The organism is Pseudomonas sp. Sample_11 (assembly GCF_004307505.1).
In the GTDB taxonomy this organism is placed as follows: Bacteria; Pseudomonadota; Gammaproteobacteria; order Pseudomonadales; family Pseudomonadaceae; genus Aquipseudomonas; species Aquipseudomonas atacamensis.
This window is the reverse complement of record NZ_RCOD01000031.1, coordinates 95025-111094: the sequence shown is the minus strand read 5'-3', so window position 1 is coordinate 111094 and position 16070 is coordinate 95025. Positions and strand designations below refer to the sequence as shown.

Sequence of the window (16070 nt, the reverse complement as noted above, 5' to 3'; positions counted from 1 at the left end):
TCTTGAAAGCACTAGTTGCACGAATGATGACCGTGGCAGTGGTGATCCTGGCGATCGTCCTCGGCTGGTTCGCCTGGGAGTATTACACCCGCGCGCCGTGGACACGGGATGCTCGGGTGAGGGCGGATGTGGTGACGCTGTCGGCGGATGTTTCGGGGCGAATCGTCAAACTGGCAGTGCAGGACAATCAGCATGTCGACAAGGGCCAATTGTTGCTGGAGATCGATCCGGCGCGCTATCAACTGGCGGTCGAGCATGCCCGGCGTTCGGTGGAAGTGTCCAAGGCGTCGCTGGGGCAATCGCAAGCGGCAATCGTCGCCAGTGAAGCGTTGCTCAAACAACGTCAAAGCGAGGAACGCCGGCGCCGCACGCTGAAGCAGGGCTTCGCCATTTCCGGTGAAGAATGGGAGAAGGCCAGTACCGACGTGGCGGTTGCCCAGGCGGATCTGTTGCGCAATCAGGCCAACCTCGGGCTGGCCGAAGCCAATGTGCAACTGGCAATTGCCGCGCTGACCCAAGCCGAACTGGACTTGCAGCGCACCCGCGTTGAATCGCCAGTGAGCGGTTACGTGACCAACCTGCTGACCCGCCAGGGTGATTACGCACAGGCGGGCGGGGCAGTGCTGGCGCTGGTCGACAGCGATTCGTTCTATGTCAGTGGTTACTTCGAGGAAACCAAGCTGCCGCGAATCGAGGAGGGTGATCGGGTACGCATTCAATTGATGAGCGGTGAGCGTTTCGGCGGCACGGTAGAAAGCATCGCCTTCGCCATCGCCGACCGCGAAAACGCGCCGGGCAGTCGTCTGCTGGCGAACATCAACCCGAGTTACACCTGGGTGAAACTGGCGCAACGGGTGCCGGTGCGTATCGGCATCGATGGCGACTTTGCCGGCAAGCATCGCCTGCGCGCCGGTACAACCGCCACCGTCACCGTCCTGGAGGAGCACCGCTGATCCCCTGTGGGAGCGAGCCTGCTCGCGAAGGCGGAGTATCAGCCACCGCTGATATGTCTGACCTGACGCTTTCGCGAGCAGGCTCGCTCCCACAAGAAACCCAGTGCTGCACAAAGGCATAAAAAAACCCCGCGACCGAATGATACGCGGGGCAAAAAATTTGGTTGGTTGCGGCCAACCAAAGGAGCTCTTTAACAATCTTTACTTGCTGGCAACTGTCTCCGGTTGCCAGCCACCGCCGAGGGCCTTGTAGATTGCGACGATGCCGCGATACAGCTCGACTTCGGCCTGGGCCTGAGTGTCTTCGGCGTTCAGGCGCTCACGCTGGGCGTCGAGCAGGACGAGGAAATCGGTGGTGCCTTCGCGATAACGGATTTCTGCCAGATCGGCAGCCTTGCGACTCGATTCGCTCTGACGGATCAGCGAGATCAGGCGTTGCTGACGCTTGCCGTAATCGCTGAAGGCGTTTTCCGATTCTTCCAGCGCCAGCAGTACTTGTTGCTCGTAGTTGGCCAGCGCGCCTTCGGCGTCAGCATCGGCGCCGCGCAAACGGGCACGGACGCTGCCGAGGTCAAACGCCGCCCAGGTGATGCTCGGGCCGAGCGCCCAGGCGTTGGCCGCCGAAGAACCGATCTGCGAACCACGCCCGGCGGTCCAGCCGAGGAAGCCGCTGAGGCTGACCCGGGGGAACAGGTCGGCTTTGGCCACGCCGATGCGCGCAGTGGCCGAAGCCAATTGCCGCTCGGCGCTGAGGATGTCCGGACGACGTTGCAGCAGTTCACCCGGATCACCGATTGGCAGCGCCTTGGCGATGGCCGGCAGATCTTTCGGGCTCAGGTCGACGGTCAGTTTGTCCGGGCGTTCGCCGAGCAGGGTAGCGATACGGTTTTTCTGCCGAACCTGTTCCGCCTGCAACTGCGGCACGGTGGCTTCGACGTTGGCCAGACGCGCATCGGCGCGCTCGACATCAAGCTGATCACCGACACCGGCGTCACGCAGGCTGATGGTGATCTTGCGCGACTCCTGCTGGTTGTTCAGGTTGGCCACGGCGATTTTTTCCCGCAGCTGGGCGCCGCGCAGTTGACCGTAGGCGTCGACCAGTTCGGCAATCATGGTGACTTGCAGCTGGTACAGATCGGCTTCGGCGGCCTGCTGGTCGGCATCACTGGCTTCCAGATTGCGCTGGATGCGGCCGAACAGGTCGAGCTCCCAGGCCATGTCCAGACCGAGGTCATAGCGCTCGCTATTGACCCGGTCGGTGGTCTGGCCGGGAATCTGGCCCTTGCCCAGGTCACTGCTGGCGCGGCTGGTGATGGTCGGCATCGCGTCATTGCTGGCGTCGTCGCGGATTGCCCGGGCGGCTTTCCAGCGGGCGAACGCCACGCGCAGTTCACGGTTGCCTTGCAGCGACTGGCTCACCAACTGGTTCAGGGTCGGATCATCGAATTGCTGCCACCAGATGCCTTCGAATTTCGAGCGGTCGAAGTTCTTTTGTCCGGCGGCGCCGTCGGTGGCGGTGGTGATATTGGCCGCCTCCGTGGCTGGGGTCTTGTAGTCGGGGCCGACGGCGCAGGCGCTGAGGGCCAGCACCAGCAGACTCGGCAGGAAGACTTTCAGACTCATTGTTGCGCCTCCAGTGGCTTTTGAAGAGTGTGCGCCTTGGCTGCTTTGCGCTGCTCGCCGCGTTCGACAAAGTTACGGATCAGTACGTAGAACACTGGCGTCAGCAGCAGACCGAAGAAGGTCACCCCGAGCATCCCGGAGAACACCGCCACACCCATGGCGTGACGCATCTCGGCACCGGCACCGCTGGAGAACACCAGTGGAACCACACCCATGATGAACGCGAAGGAGGTCATCAGGATCGGCCGCAGACGCAGGCGGCAGGCTTCCAGCACCGCTGCGAGCGGGTCGAGGCCTTCTTCCTGTTTATCCTTGGCGAACTCGACGATGAGAATCGCATTTTTACAGGCAAGTCCTACCAGTACGATCAAGCCGATCTGGGTGAAGATGTTGTTGTCACCGCCGGAGATGATCACACCGGTAATGGCCGACAGCAGGGTCATCGGTACGATCAGAATCACCGCCAGTGGCAGGCTCCAGCTTTCGTATTGTGCGGCGAGCACCAGGAACGCCAGCAGTACGCAGAGCGGGAACACGAACAGCGCGGTGTTGCCGGACAGAATCTGCTGGTAGGTCAGGTCGGTCCACTCGTAGGTCATGCCGTTCGGAAGTTCTTCCTTGAGCAGTTTCTCGATGGCTTTTTCCGCCTGGCCGGAGCTATAGCCCGGGGCTGCGGCACCGTTGATTTCAGCGGTGATGAAGCCGTTGTAGTGCATCACGCGATCCGGTCCCGAGGTGTCGCTGACCTTGATGAAGGTCGCCAGCGGGATCATCTCGCCTTTGTTGTTGCGTACTTTCAGCTGACCGATCTGATCGGATTCAAGACGGAACTGCTGTTCGGCCTGAACGTTGACCTGATAGGTGCGCCCGAAGCGGTTGAAGTCGTTGGCATACAGCGAACCCAGGTAGATCTGCAGGGTGTCGAAGATGTCGCTGACGGCCACGCCGTGGGTCTTGGCTTTTTCACGGTCGATGGCGGCATCGACCTGTGGCACGTTCACCGTGTAGCTGGTGAACAGGCCGGCCAGTTCCGGCACGTTGTGGCTCTTGTTGATGATGTTCATGGTTTCTTTGTACAGCTCGTCGTAGCCGAGGTTGCCCCGGTCTTCGATCTGCAGGCGGAAACCGCCAATGGTGCCCAGGCCTTGTACCGGCGGTGGCGGGAAGATCGCCATGTACGCTTCCTGAATGTTCGCGTACTGGCCGTTCAAGGCACCGGCAATCGCACCGGCGGACATGCTCGGGTCTTTACGCTCGTCGAACGGTTTCAGGGTCACGAAGACGATGCCGGCGTTCGGGCTGTTGGTGAAGCCGTTGATCGACAGGCCCGGGAACGCTACGGCGCTTTCCACGCCCGGCTGTTTCAGCGCGAGGTCGGACATGCGCTTGATCACGTCTTCGGTGCGATCCAGGCTCGCGGCATCCGGCAATTGCGCGAAGGCCACCAGGTATTGCTTGTCCTGGCCGGGTACGAAACCGGTCGGCGTGCTGGAGAAACCGAAGAAGGTCAGCACCATCAGGCCTGCATACACGAGCAGGGCGATGCCGCTGCTGCGGATGACCCGGCGCACGGTGCCGACGTAGCCATGACTGGCACGGTCGAAGAAACGGTTGAACGGACGGAACAGCCAGCCACCGAAGATTCTGTCGAGCACTTTCGAGAAGCGGTCTTTCGGCGCGTCGTGACTTTTCAGCAGCACAGCAGCCAGCGCTGGCGACAGGGTCAGCGAGTTGAACGCCGAGATCACTGTCGAGATCGCGATGGTCAGTGCGAACTGTTTGTAGAACTGCCCGGTGAGGCCGGAAATGAATGCCGCCGGGATGAACACTGCACACAGCACCAGTGCCGTGGCCACGATCGGCCCGGTCACTTCACGCATGGCGCGCTTGGTCGCTTCGACCGGCGTCAGTCCAAGTTCGATGTTCCGTTCGACGTTCTCCACCACGACGATGGCGTCGTCGACCACGATACCGATGGCCAGTACCAGGCCGAACAGCGACAAGGCGTTGAGCGAGAAGCCGAACAGGTGCATGACCGCAAACGTACCGATCAACGATACCGGCACTGCCACCAACGGAATGATCGAGGCGCGCCAGGTCTGCAGGAACAGAATCACCACCAGCACCACAAGGATCAGCGCTTCGAACAGGGTGTGCACCACCGCCTCGATCGAACCACGAACGAAGATCGTCGGGTCATACACGATGCTGTAATCCATGCCTTGCGGGAAGCCTTTCTTCAGCTCTTCCATCTTGCCGCGCACTTCGTTGGAAATGTCGATGGCGTTGGAACCGGGACGCTGGAAGATCGGGATCGCCACCGCCGGCTGATTGTTCAGCAGCGAGCGCAAGGCGTATTGGCTGGAACCCAGTTCAATGCGTGCAATATCCTTCAGGCGAGTGATCTCACCGTCATCGCCTGCACGAATGACGATGTTCTCGAACTCTTCCTCGGAAACCAGACGGCCTTGGGTGTTGACCGACAGCTGGAAGCTTTGCGCGGTCGGGGCAGGGGGCGCACCCAGTTGACCGGCGGCGACCTGACGGTTCTGCTCGCGAATCGCGGCCACCACATCGGTGGCGGTCAGATTGCGCGAAGCGGTCTTGTTCGGATCAAGCCAGACGCGCAGCGAGTAGTCGCCCATACCGAACAACTGCACATCACCGACACCACCCAGGCGAGCCAGCTCATCCTTGATGTTCAGGATCGCGTAGTTGGACAGGTACAGCATGTCGTAGCGCTTGTCCGGTGAGGTCAAGTGCACAACCATGGTCAGGTCGGGCGAAGCCTTGTCGACGGTGATACCGATGCGCGTCACTTCCTCGGGAAGCTTCGGCTCGGTCCGGGTCACCCGGTTCTGCACCTGCACCTGCGCGTTGTCCAGGTCAGTGCCCAGGGCGAAGGTGATGGTCAGGGTGATCTTGCCGTCAGCGGTCGATTGCGAGGACATGTACAGCATGTTCTCGACGCCGGTGATGGCCTGCTCCAGCGGAGCGGCCACGGTTTCACCGATGACTTTGGGGTTTGCCCCCGGGAAGTTGGCGCGCACGACCACGGTCGGCGGCACGACTTCCGGGTATTCGCTGATCGGCAACTGGAACAGCGAGATCGCACCGGCGATCAGGATCAACAGCGACAGCACCGCTGCGAAGATCGGCCGGGAAATGAAGAATTGGGAAAAATTCATCGGAGTTGTCGTCCCTTAACCGCGTGGGGTCGTAGCAGCCAGCTTCGCAGCCGAACCCGATGCACCCTTGGCGGGGGCAACTTTGGGCAGGTTGCTGGCTTCCAGCGCTTGACGTTGTTGAGCGAGGGCGGCGAGGGTCTGCTCGCTGGCCATCGGAATCACCTCAGGGGTGACCGGTGAGCCAGGACGAACCCGTTGCAGACCCTTGACGATGATGGTGTCGTCCTTGTTCAGGCCGTTGCGGACGATGCGCAGGCCTTCGATTTTCGGACCGAGTTCAACGGCGCGGTAGGCGGTCTTGTTGTCGCCATCCATCACCAGCACGAACTTCTTGCCCAGGTCAGTGCCCACGGCTTCGTCATTGATCAGCATGGCGTTGTAGGTGCCGCTGCCAACCAGCTTCAAGCGAGCGTAGAGGCCAGGGGTGTAGGTGCCGTCAGCGTTGTCGAAGACTGCGCGACCACGGATGGTGCCGGTTTTCGGATTGACCTGGTTGTCGACGAAGTTCATCTGGCCGAGGTGCGGGTTGCCGTCTTCGTTGGACAGGCCCATGTACACCGGTGTGGTGGCGCCGCGCTGGCCGTTGCGGGCCAGTTGGGTGTATTTGAGGAACACGCGTTCGTCGGCGTCGAAGTAGGCGTAGACCTTGTCGGTGGAGACGACGCTGGTCAGCGCGGTGGTGTCGGCGGTCACCAGGTTGCCTGCAGTGATTTCGGCGCGGCTGACGCGGCCGCTGATCGGTGCGGTCACGCGGGTGAAGCTCAGATTCAGTTTGGCCAGGTCCAGTTGTGCCTGCAGGGCACCGACGGCGGCGCGGGCCTCTTGGGCAGCGCTGGTGCGCGAGTCGGCCAGTTCAGCGGAAATGGCGTTGCTGGTACGCAGGCGTTCGCCGCGCGCCGCTTCGTTTTCGCTGCGAGTGGCGGTGGCGCGGGCTTGAGCAACCAGAGCTTCGAGGCGGCGTACCTCAGCCTGGAATGGACGCGGGTCGATCTGGAACAGCAGGTCGCCTTTCTTGACCAGCGCGCCTTCGGTGAACGCGACCTGATCGATCTGGCCCGAAACCCGTGGGCGGATTTCAACGGTTTCCGGCGCTTCGAGGCGCCCGGTAAATTCGTCCCACTCGTTGACCGGTTGTTCCAGCACCTTGGCCACGCTGACTTTGGCAGCGGGCGGGGCGCCGGCAGTCTCCGGAGTTTTGCCGCAGGCGCTCATCACCAGTACGGCCAGCATGGCCAACGGGAAGCGCAAATGTTTGAGTGATTGTTCCATGGATGCAATCCGCCGAAGTATTGAAGATGGGCGGATGATGCTCGGCGCGGGTGTGATGGCACGAATCGAATGAAGCAAAGGTAACTATCATTCGGAATGATATAAGAACCGAGGTAGCCCTCTAGCATGCACCTTTCGTTAGGGGGCTATCAATCGGCCTGAAGGCAATTCTGTGTTGCTTGATCTGCAATGATTGCGACCGAAGCTGCGCGCGGAGGATTATCCGGCGATTAAATGCCTCGCTGCTATCAGCACCTCGCCCACTTGCCGGAGCAATACGCCAATGTCGCGGAATGGGCAATCAAGGGAGTTTCGCTCTAACATGAGCGTAACCTCATGCTCTGATATTTACCGTCCCCGGATCATTTTTATGCGAGACCTGCCCCCGACCGCGACCCTGCGGGCTTTCGAAGTGGCCACCCGGCACCCGACGTTCACGGCTGCCGCTCAAGAACTGCACGTGACCCAAAGCGCTGTCAGTCATCAGCTCCGGCATCTGGAAGAACTTTGGGGATTGCAATTGTTCGAGCGCGGCAAGGCGTTACGCCTTACAACAGCGGGGGCGACGCTGGCGCCGATCGTGCGCGAGTTTTTCATGAGCCTCGAGGCCACGCTGGAGGATCTGCGCGAGCAAAAGGACAGGGTTCGCCTGACCGTCAGCACCACTTATTCGTTTGCCTTGAAGTGGCTGCTGCCACGCTTGCCGAATCTGTCGCGCCTGCACCCGGAGCTGTTGGTGTCGCTGGATACCACGGACACGATCATCCATTTCGCCAGCGGCGAAGCCGATGTCGCCATTCGCTTGGGCAAGGGCAATTATCCCGGTCTGTATTCGGAGTTTCTGTTTGGGGAGCAGGTGTTTCCCGTGGCCAGCCCCGAGATGCTGCAGCGTGTCGGCATGCCGGGCGCTCCCTCCGATTTGCTGCAGTTGCCGTTGCTGATTCGCGACGGCGCCGAGTTGGCGCCGAAATGGGAGGTGTGGTTTGAGTCCGTCGGGCTGGCATTTTCGCCGCTGCGCGAAAGCGTAAGGTTTGGCGACACCAACATGACTGTCGAAGCTGCATTGCTCGGCCAGGGTGTGGCGCTGGTGCGCAGCGGCCATGTCGAAAATGAAATCGGCGACGGCCGCTTGGTAAGGCTGTTCGATGTGCCGTTCACATCGCCGCTTGCCTATTATTTCGTCTGTCCCAAAGGCATCGAAGCCCAGCCGCATATCCTCAAATTTCGCGAGTGGTTGCTCAGTGAGGCGTTGAAAGTGCAGGGCGCGCAGCACTGAGTCATGAGGTATTGCTCATGACTGGATGAAGAGACTTCTCTGTAATGTGGGCTGCAGCGATGACTAAAATGCCGCATGCCAATCCATCTCGTACTCCTCGTTCTGTTCGCCGCGCTCCTGCACGCCAGCTGGAACGCGCTGCTGCGCGGCGGTGCCGATCGGCTCTGGTCGATGACAATAATGTGCGTGGCCATCGCCATCGTCTGCCTCATTGCCACCTTTTTCATGGCCGCGCCTGCACCTGAGAGCTGGGGGTATGCGCTGCTCTCGGCACTGCTGCATGTCGGCTACAACCTGTTCCTGGTGCGCAGCTATCGGGTCGGCGATCTAGGGCAGATCTATCCGATTTCCCGCGGCTCGTCACCGGCGCTGATCACCCTCGGCGCCGCGCTGTTTGCCGGCGAAACCATTACTCCCGCTGAGCTGCTCGGCATCGGTCTGGTATCCGGCGGAATCATTTCCCTGGCCTTTCGCGGGCGCAGCCTGTCGGTGCCGAGCCTGCCGTATGCGCTGGGCACCGGTTGTTTCATCGCTGCCTACAGCGTCGTCGATGGCATTGGCGCCAGGCTTTCCGGTGCGCCGCTCGCGTACACGGTGTGGATGAGCGCCCTGTGGGGTGTGTTGATGCCATTGGTGTATATCGGCCTGCGCGATGCTCGCAGTCTGTTTTCCGTACGGCCCGCAATGCTGACCGCTGCGGTCGGCGGACTGGTCTCGTTGCTGGCCTACGCAATCGTTATCTACGCCATGAACGAAGCGCCACTGGGTGCGGTGTCGGCCTTGCGCGAAACCAGCGTGTTGTTCGCGGCATTGCTCGGCTATTTGTTCCTCGGTGAAAAGCTCACCGTCCGCAGGATGCTGGCGTGCGTGGTCATCGCCAGCGGCGCCATCATCATCGGCTGACACAGCCCAACTGCTCAGGAGAACGTCGCATGGATAACGTTTCGCAGGCCCCGCTGATTCTGATCACCGGCGGCAGTCGCGGAGTCGGCGCCGCCACCGCCCGACTCGCTGCCGCGCAAGGCTACGACGTCGCCATCAGCTACGTCGCCAACGAGTCCGCCGCGCTGGCGGTGGTGGCGGATATCGAAGCATTGGGGCGCAAAGGCCTCGCGGTGCGTGCTGACAGTGCTGACCCCGAGCAGGTTGCTGAACTGTTCTCGGCTCTCGATCGCTCATTTGGACGGATCGACGTTCTGGTCAATAACGCTGGCGTTCTGGCAAAACAGTCACGCATGGAGGACCTGAGCTTTGAACGCATGCAGCGCATCTTCGCGGTCAATGCTCTGGGACCGATCCTGTGCGCGCAGCAAGCGGTGAAGCGCATGGCTTATCGGCACGGCGGCACAGGTGGGGCAGTGATCAACGTTTCTTCTGCCTCGGCGCGCCTGGGCAGCCCGAATGAATACGTTGACTACGCAGCATCGAAAGGCGCGCTGGAAACTTTCACCATCGGCTTTGCCAAAGAAGTCGCGCGCGAGGGTATTCGGGTCAACTGCATTCGCCCGGGGCACATCTATACCGACATGCACGCCAGCGGCGGCGAACCGGGGCGGGTGGATCGCGTGAAGGACACGATCCCGATGGGGCGGGGCGGTCAGCCGGAAGAGGTGGCGCGGGCCATCTTGTGGCTGGCCAGCGCGGAGGCCTCGTTTGTCACGGGTACTTTTCTGGATGTGACTGGCGGCAAGTGATTCGGGTCGGGAAAGAGGCTAAAGGGCTTTCAGGGTCCAGATTCAGAGGGGGCGCCTGATCTTCCTGTTCTTGGCCAGTCAGGTCATGGGGTCAGGTCGTTCAGCCGCAGGCAAGTGCAAATGCGCTTCCATGGCGTCATGAAGGAGTCTGACGACCTCGATCACGTCGTCATTTGCCACGCGATAGAACACGATATGGCGCGGGCTCTTGACCGTTCCATGAGTGGGTTTCGCCTGCTGGCGTGAATAGATGAGGTGGTAGCTGCGGAGGCCTGGTGCAAGCTCATCGCGGTCATGGCTGCCAATGCGATAAGGCTTGTCGGCCAGCGCTTGCAGCGCTGCAAGGATCAGCGCTTGGTAGCGCTGGCGGGCCTGGTCGCCGAACTGGGTATGGGAGAGTCTGAGTATGTCGACAATGTCGGCGCGCGCGGGGTTGGAAATCCGATATCGCGGTATCCTCAGTGTTTCTCGCGCGCGGGGAGGGTAGCCTCCTGGCTCAAGCCTTCAAGGTAACGTTCCAGATCCCCTTCGTTCACCTGAGTAAAACGCCCACGCTCAAGATCCATGATGCCGATCGAGGTCGCCTGACGCAGTGCCTCGATTTTGGCGGTATCTTCGGCGACGCGCTGCTCCAACAGCCGCAAGCCTTCGCGCATTACCTCACTGGCATTCTGATACCGGCCTGACTGGACAAGGTCATGAATAACCTGTTCCTGGTGAGGAGTGAGCACTACGTTTCGGGTCGCCATAATTATCTCCAGTGCTGGCCAAACCGGTAGTTACGAACATTGGCATATTATGCCAATTTGCCCGTCCGGATATTGAATCGGGATCTGATTCCGACGGGGTGCGTCCTACGGTACTTCCGATAAAGCACCCTAGCCGACGATACCTAAAGACTATCCGGATCCCCGAAAAACATCTGAATCCGCGACCTCAACCACCGCTCTCCCGGGTCGTTGTCCTGCGAGCCACGCCAAGCCATGTGCAGTTCAAACGTACGCGTCGGCAGTGGCGGATCTTCAGCACGAAGCCCACCAGCCGCCGTCAGTGCCTCAGCCGTGTAATCCGGCACGGTCGCGACGATATCGGTGCCCGCCAGCAGCGTGCCGAGTCCGTTGAACTGTGGCACTGCCAGCACCACGTGCCGTTTGCGTCCGAGTTTTTCCAGTTCTTCATCGACAAAACCACTGAGGTCTCCAGCGAACGACACCAGTGCGTGCGGTCGGGCGCAGTAGTCGTCGAGGCTCAGCGGCCCCGGCACGGTGTCGGCGCGCAGCAGCTTCGGTGCGCTGCGGCGCAGGACCTTGCGCTTGGCGTTGGCCGGCAGGTCGGTGGTGTAGCTGACGCCGATCGAAATCTCGCCGGAGGCGAGCAGGCCCGGCATCAAGATGTAGTTGACCCGCCGCACCACGAGGACGATGCCTGGTGCTTCGGCGCGCAGGCGCTTGAGCAGCATCGGCAGCAGGGCGAATTCGACGTCGTCGGATAATCCAATGCGGAACACCGATGTGCTGGTCGCCGGATCGAAATCGGCGGCGCGACTGACGGCGGTCGAGATCGAATCAAGGGCGGGCGAGAGCAGGGCGAAGATTTCCACCGCGCGGGCGGACGGCTCCATGCTGCGGCCGGTGCGGACAAACAAGGGATCGTCAAACAGGCTGCGCAGGCGCGACAAGGCCGCACTGATAGCCGGTTGGCCGAGGAACAATTTTTCCGCGGCCCGAGTCACACTGCGTTCGTGCATCAATGTTTCGAACACGATCAGCAGGTTCAGGTCGACACGACGCAGGTCATTACGATTCATCTGGAGTCCTGGCAGAGTCATCAAACTTGACGAGGGCGACCATATGAGAACAATGGCCGGCATGAATCTTACGGGGAAAGGCTGGTACTCTGCACCGGAAAATTCAGCTTTACTGCGACGGTGGCAGGCCTTTTTTCATGGATTCTGCCAATGCCGCCCTTGATGCGGAATCAATGACAGGCATGTCGACTATTAATAGCCACTGATGGTCTTGGGTCCAAAGCCCAGATAGAGTTCATGGCATTAGAGGTTACTTTGACGAGGTTTGCGATGTCCCGCACGATCCGTTTTCACAAGTTTGGTCCGGCCGAGGTGCTCAAATGCGAAGAGCATGCGGCTGCTCAGCCAGGTCCTGGCGAAGTGCAGGTGCGTGTCGAGGCAATCGGCATCAGTTGGTACGACACCCTGTGGCGCCAGAATCTGGCGTCGTCCCAGGCACGTCTGCCTTCGGGCCTCGGTCATGAAATGGCTGGCGTGGTCACTGCGGTGGGCGCTGATGTCGACGACCTGTCCGTCGGCGACAAAGTGGCCAGCTTTCCGGCGGAAAGCCCGAACGACTATCCGGTTTACGGCGAGTCGATCGTTCTGCCGCGCACCGCGCTGACCCGTTATCCCGATGTGCTCAGCCCGATCGAAGCGAGTGTGCATTACACGCCGCTGCTGATCGCCTACTTCGCTTATGCCGATCTGGCGCGGGTCAAACCGGGTCAATTTGCCCTGGTGACTGACGCCAGCCACTGCGCCGGGCCGTCGTTTGTGCAATTGGGCAAAGCGCTGGGTGTGCGAGTGATCGCCGCGACCAAATCGGCAGAGGAGCGTGAGTACCTGCTGTCCCTCGGTGCGGAGAAGGTCATCGTCACCGAAGAGGAAGATCTGTTGATGCGCATCAACAAGATCACCGACAACCGCGGCGTCGATGTGGTGTTCGATGGTCTTGGCGGCCCGCAGATGTCGTTGCTTGGCGATGTGCTGGCGCCACGCGGCAGTCTGGTGCTGTACGGCCTGCAAGGTGGTAACCAGACCCCGTTCCCGGCGTGTGCGGCGTTTCAGAAGAACATCCAGTTCTTCGTGCACTGCATCGGCAACTTCACCGGCAAGCCGGAGCTGGGCATTGTCCAGGACCACGTCGCTCTGCAGCGTGCTTTGCGTGACATCAACCAGTTGACCGCTGACCGCGTGCTCCTGCCGCTCAAGACGCGTGTATTCGCGTTCAACGAGTTCGTCGAAGCGCATCGCTACATGGACGAATGCCCATGCCGCGAGCGAGTGGCCCTGCAAGTGGAAACCGCGTAAATCCGCTCACCAGAGTCCGTGGCCGCCACGGACTCTTTTCTGTTTAGATCCTCCGCTGTCAGTAAACCCTTCCCGATATCGAAGCATCGGCCCTTCAGCAACTGAACTGGTTTTTGCCTTCGATCTGTATCTTCTAATCACACTATAAGTACTGATAATTGAATGATTACTTTCATCTCAAGGAATGAGCTATGGCTGTGCATTCAGTTTGTCCAAGGCAATATCAAATGGCTGGCTCGGCTGGCTTCGTCAATTTCTGTTTAATTGCTGTAGGGCGTTTCGGAAGTTGCTTCTCCTTTTCTTGTAATGATTTGTCGTGGGACGTTGTGGGAAGTTTCCTCAGATCATTTGCGAATGGCGAAAGCCCAATGAATACGGGTGGTTGAACGTGACGATTGGCATCTGGATGGCTTTATTCAGGTGAAGTGTTTCAAATAACTACAACTTTGTAAGTGTTAGCATTTCAGCGTCTATTACTTATTGATCCAATTGCCGCGCGCCCATTGTCATGTCTGCGCGGCATGAAACTTTTGATACCGGGTAAATACCGATGAGCACGATCCATGATCAGGCAATGAACTATGTCTATCAGCAAGTATTGCAGCGTCTGCTGAGTTTCTTTTCCCGAGCCGAGCGCACGGCATTGCAGTTGCTGATACAGCGCCTGGTGGTGGCCGCAGGCGGCATGGAAAACATTGGGCAATTCAAGGTGCTGGTGCCTCAGTCCGGCCTGCGTGACGGCTGCTACACCCTGGCCTTGCTCCGGGCCGCACAGCTGACCATCGCCGGACGTGCCCCGGCGACCTTCCAGTTGCGCGTGGCGTCCCTGCGCTGGAGTGGCGACAGCCCGCTCGCCCTGCAAAACCTGCATCGCAGCTACAGCGCACTGTTTCTTTATGACGATCCGCGGGTCGAGGTGCTGATGGTCGATAACCGCGAAGTGCTGCCGTTCGACCATCGCACGCCTGTGAGCAGCGAAGGGCGTGAGGCCAGCCGCGTCAATCTGCTGCTGGTCGGGCACTGTCGCACCTGGCTGGAAACGCCTGAATTATGGGATGACGCCTATCTGGCGACGGCCGAGTACTACAGCCAGATCGCCCGCTGGAACAATGGTGTCGACGCCATGATCAGCACTGAAACCAAAGGCAGTCAGCAGCATTTCCTCGAAGGCCTGAACCGTGCAATGCAGCGAGTGGCAATAGCCGGTCCAGAACTGGTCAATGCCGGATTCGAAGCGCTTTTTCCGCTGCTCGACGGGCTCGGTGATGATTTTTACCGCGAGCTGCGCGCAGATGATGACCGGATAGCGTGGCGCCCGGAAGGTGAGTTCGAAGCCTGCCGGCGCACCAGTTTTATCGACATCAACGACATGATGGTCGGCAAAATCGAGGATCGCTGGCCGCTGCTGGGCGAATTTCTCGGTTATGAACCTGACGACCTGGCGCTGTACCAGGGCGAAGCGGTATTCGCTGACCCTCTGATCTCGGCGCACGTGCGAGGTTTGTACGCACGCTTCATCGAGGGGCGCGACTATGAGGCGGGTATCGACGATTATGTTCGTCACACGCTGGCCGACATGCGGCGAAAACAGGTCGCCGAATCTGTCTGCGAGCACTTGCTGGCCAGCTATGACAATGCCGGCGGGCCAGAGCAGCTGCGGGCGCTTGCCGAGGACTACCTCATCAATGGTTTCGGATTGAGCGAAACGCAGCTGGTGTGCCTACTGTTTGCGCCGTTCATCGACAACGGCAAAGGTCTCGAGCGGTTCCTGCGCAACTGTCATCCCGGCATGCTGGTCGCCATGCCTGACCTGCACCGCGCCATGCAAGGCTTGCACGCGCCGGAGCAGGTTTTGAAGTGGATAACGGAAGTGAGCGGGTTGCCAGTCAGGTTGGTGATCCGCCTCTATGCAACGGGCCCTGTGCAGATTCATGCGCCCGCGCAATTGGCCTCGGAGAGTTCGGGTTCGGATGAGGCGCGCTCGGCTGCGCCGTTCGAGCGGTCGACGGAACGCTGACGGTGAGCCGGAGCCTGGGTTGTGAACCGATATCTACGGAAATGAGGGTGTGAAAAGCGCGCGGGACAACGACTTTGTTTATCAGGCAGTTTATCGATATCTGACCACGCTGATTGATGACGCCGGAGGTGGTGCGGCGGTACGCATGCCTTCCTTGCGACAACTGGCGGATCGACTGAATGTCTCCATCTCAACGGTGCAGTACGCCTAAACACTCCGCATTGTCAACGACTGTGTAAAAAATATGTCGTTAGCAGGGCCCTTGGTTTGTGAGGGACGCGGAGCTACTTTGTCACTCACGACAATAATAACACGGAAAAATGTAAAAATAGCCAGCAAATGATGCCCGCTGTTTACACTTTCAAAAATCCTTTCCATTTCCACCCAATTCCGGTCAAAGGCCTTGTTCGTCCGCTACTACGTGGGGAGAGCTAGATTTCTGCGCGCTCTCAAGTACCTAGCGGCAAAGGCCGCGTCACCGTGTGAGATCATCGTCATCATTCGTTTTATCCCCCAGCGCGATGCTGATCCCACGTCTCGCATCCCGCATACTTGGCGAGGGCTGTATTCGACCAAAATAGCTCTTGCGCGGCATCTGCACGTCGCTGGTCGCGTTTGAGTGCATCAGCAAAGCGCTGCTCACTCTGTGCGAGGCGCTTCTGTGCTTCAAAAATTTTCTTTTCCAACTGGCTCACATCAGAGAGAGCTTTGGTTTGCTCGCTGTCGTAGCGCATGGCGTCGCGTAAGTTGGACTTCATAGTTGAGGCAGAGGAGGTCTTGCTAGCTGCGGCGCTGGCATCGGCGCTTTTCTTGCCAGCGTTCGCCGCTGCCTTGACCTTCTTGACTTTTCACCTTGGAGCCTGGCGATGGTGCGCTGATGCTGCGCTACCTGGGTGCGATAGAGGCTAGTACTCACCGGTCAGATCCTTTCTTGTAGCGTTGGGTGCCCG

The 16070-nt window shown here is 59.9% G+C and carries 13 protein-coding genes and 1 pseudogene; 7 read left to right on the top strand and 7 right to left on the bottom strand.

The window, feature by feature from the left end; all coding sequences use genetic code 11:
- Positions 1 to 2 precede the first annotated feature (2 nt).
- Positions 3 to 953 (top strand): HlyD family secretion protein, encoded by a 951-nt coding sequence (locus tag D8U60_RS07800; protein WP_130899844.1) that lies wholly within the window; start codon positions 3 to 5, stop codon positions 951 to 953.
- A gap of 201 nt (positions 954 to 1154) precedes the next feature.
- On the opposite strand, the gene D8U60_RS07795 is transcribed toward D8U60_RS07800, so the two are convergent.
- Genes D8U60_RS07795 through mexE form a run of 3 tightly spaced genes read right to left on the bottom strand, consistent with a single transcriptional unit; the run spans position 1155 to position 7033 of the window.
- Positions 1155 to 2576, bottom strand: a complete 1422-nt coding sequence (locus D8U60_RS07795) for a TolC family protein (RefSeq protein ID WP_016774854.1) — start codon at positions 2574 to 2576, stop codon at positions 1155 to 1157.
- On the bottom strand, positions 2573 to 5764 hold the full coding sequence (locus D8U60_RS07790) for an efflux RND transporter permease subunit (protein WP_130899843.1): 3192 nt from the start codon (positions 5762 to 5764) through the stop codon (positions 2573 to 2575). The genes D8U60_RS07795 and D8U60_RS07790 overlap by 4 nt, the downstream gene beginning before the upstream one ends.
- A gap of 15 nt (positions 5765 to 5779) precedes the next feature.
- Complete coding sequence (gene mexE, locus D8U60_RS07785) at positions 5780 to 7033, bottom strand: multidrug efflux RND transporter periplasmic adaptor subunit MexE (protein ID WP_039761553.1); 1254 nt, start codon at positions 7031 to 7033, stop codon at positions 5780 to 5782.
- Positions 7034 to 7403: 370 nt separating this feature from the next.
- Here mexE and gcvA point away from each other — a divergent pair, with 370 nt between their 5' ends.
- The 3 genes from gcvA to D8U60_RS07770 all read left to right on the top strand — a co-directional run bounded on the left by gcvA (position 7404) and on the right by D8U60_RS07770 (position 10003).
- The gene (gene gcvA / locus D8U60_RS07780) at positions 7404 to 8309 is read left to right on the top strand and encodes a transcriptional regulator GcvA (RefSeq protein ID WP_122698201.1); all 906 of its coding nucleotides are present in this window, start codon (positions 7404 to 7406) and stop codon (positions 8307 to 8309) included.
- 75 nt (positions 8310 to 8384) lie between these two features.
- Positions 8385 to 9212: a DMT family transporter gene (locus D8U60_RS07775; RefSeq protein ID WP_122698202.1), complete on the top strand. Its 828-nt coding sequence runs from the start codon at positions 8385 to 8387 to the stop codon at positions 9210 to 9212.
- Between the two features lie 29 nt (positions 9213 to 9241).
- Complete coding sequence (locus tag D8U60_RS07770; protein ID WP_122881639.1) at positions 9242 to 10003, top strand: SDR family oxidoreductase; 762 nt, start codon at positions 9242 to 9244, stop codon at positions 10001 to 10003.
- A gap of 78 nt (positions 10004 to 10081) precedes the next feature.
- On the opposite strand, the gene D8U60_RS07765 is transcribed toward D8U60_RS07770, so the two are convergent.
- From D8U60_RS07765 to D8U60_RS07755, 3 genes are all read right to left on the bottom strand, one after another.
- Entirely contained in the window at positions 10082 to 10459 is a 378-nt protein-coding gene (locus D8U60_RS07765; RefSeq protein ID WP_130887938.1) for a type II toxin-antitoxin system RelE/ParE family toxin, read from the bottom strand.
- Between the two features lie 2 nt (positions 10460 to 10461).
- The gene (locus D8U60_RS07760) at positions 10462 to 10752 is read right to left on the bottom strand and encodes a type II toxin-antitoxin system ParD family antitoxin (RefSeq protein ID WP_123442394.1); all 291 of its coding nucleotides are present in this window, start codon (positions 10750 to 10752) and stop codon (positions 10462 to 10464) included.
- 143 nt (positions 10753 to 10895) lie between these two features.
- Entirely contained in the window at positions 10896 to 11810 is a 915-nt protein-coding gene (locus tag D8U60_RS07755) for a LysR family transcriptional regulator (protein ID WP_016774850.1), read from the bottom strand.
- Between the two features lie 270 nt (positions 11811 to 12080).
- Here D8U60_RS07755 and D8U60_RS07750 point away from each other — a divergent pair, with 270 nt between their 5' ends.
- From D8U60_RS07750 to D8U60_RS07740, 3 genes and pseudogenes are all read left to right on the top strand, one after another.
- Entirely contained in the window at positions 12081 to 13103 is a 1023-nt protein-coding gene (locus tag D8U60_RS07750) for a zinc-dependent alcohol dehydrogenase family protein (protein WP_016774849.1), read from the top strand.
- Between the two features lie 550 nt (positions 13104 to 13653).
- Entirely contained in the window at positions 13654 to 15120 is a 1467-nt protein-coding gene (locus tag D8U60_RS07745; RefSeq protein WP_122698204.1) for a hypothetical protein, read from the top strand.
- 49 nt (positions 15121 to 15169) lie between these two features.
- A pseudogene (locus D8U60_RS07740) lies at positions 15170 to 15328 on the top strand (PLP-dependent aminotransferase family protein); the annotation flags it as partial.
- Positions 15329 to 15626: 298 nt separating this feature from the next.
- Here the strand turns inward: D8U60_RS07740 and D8U60_RS07735 are convergent.
- Positions 15627 to 15854 carry a hypothetical protein gene (locus tag D8U60_RS07735; protein WP_125926555.1) on the bottom strand — a complete coding sequence of 76 codons (228 nt, stop codon included), beginning with the start codon at positions 15852 to 15854 and terminating at the stop codon, positions 15627 to 15629.
- Positions 15855 to 16070: the final 216 nt, after the last annotated feature.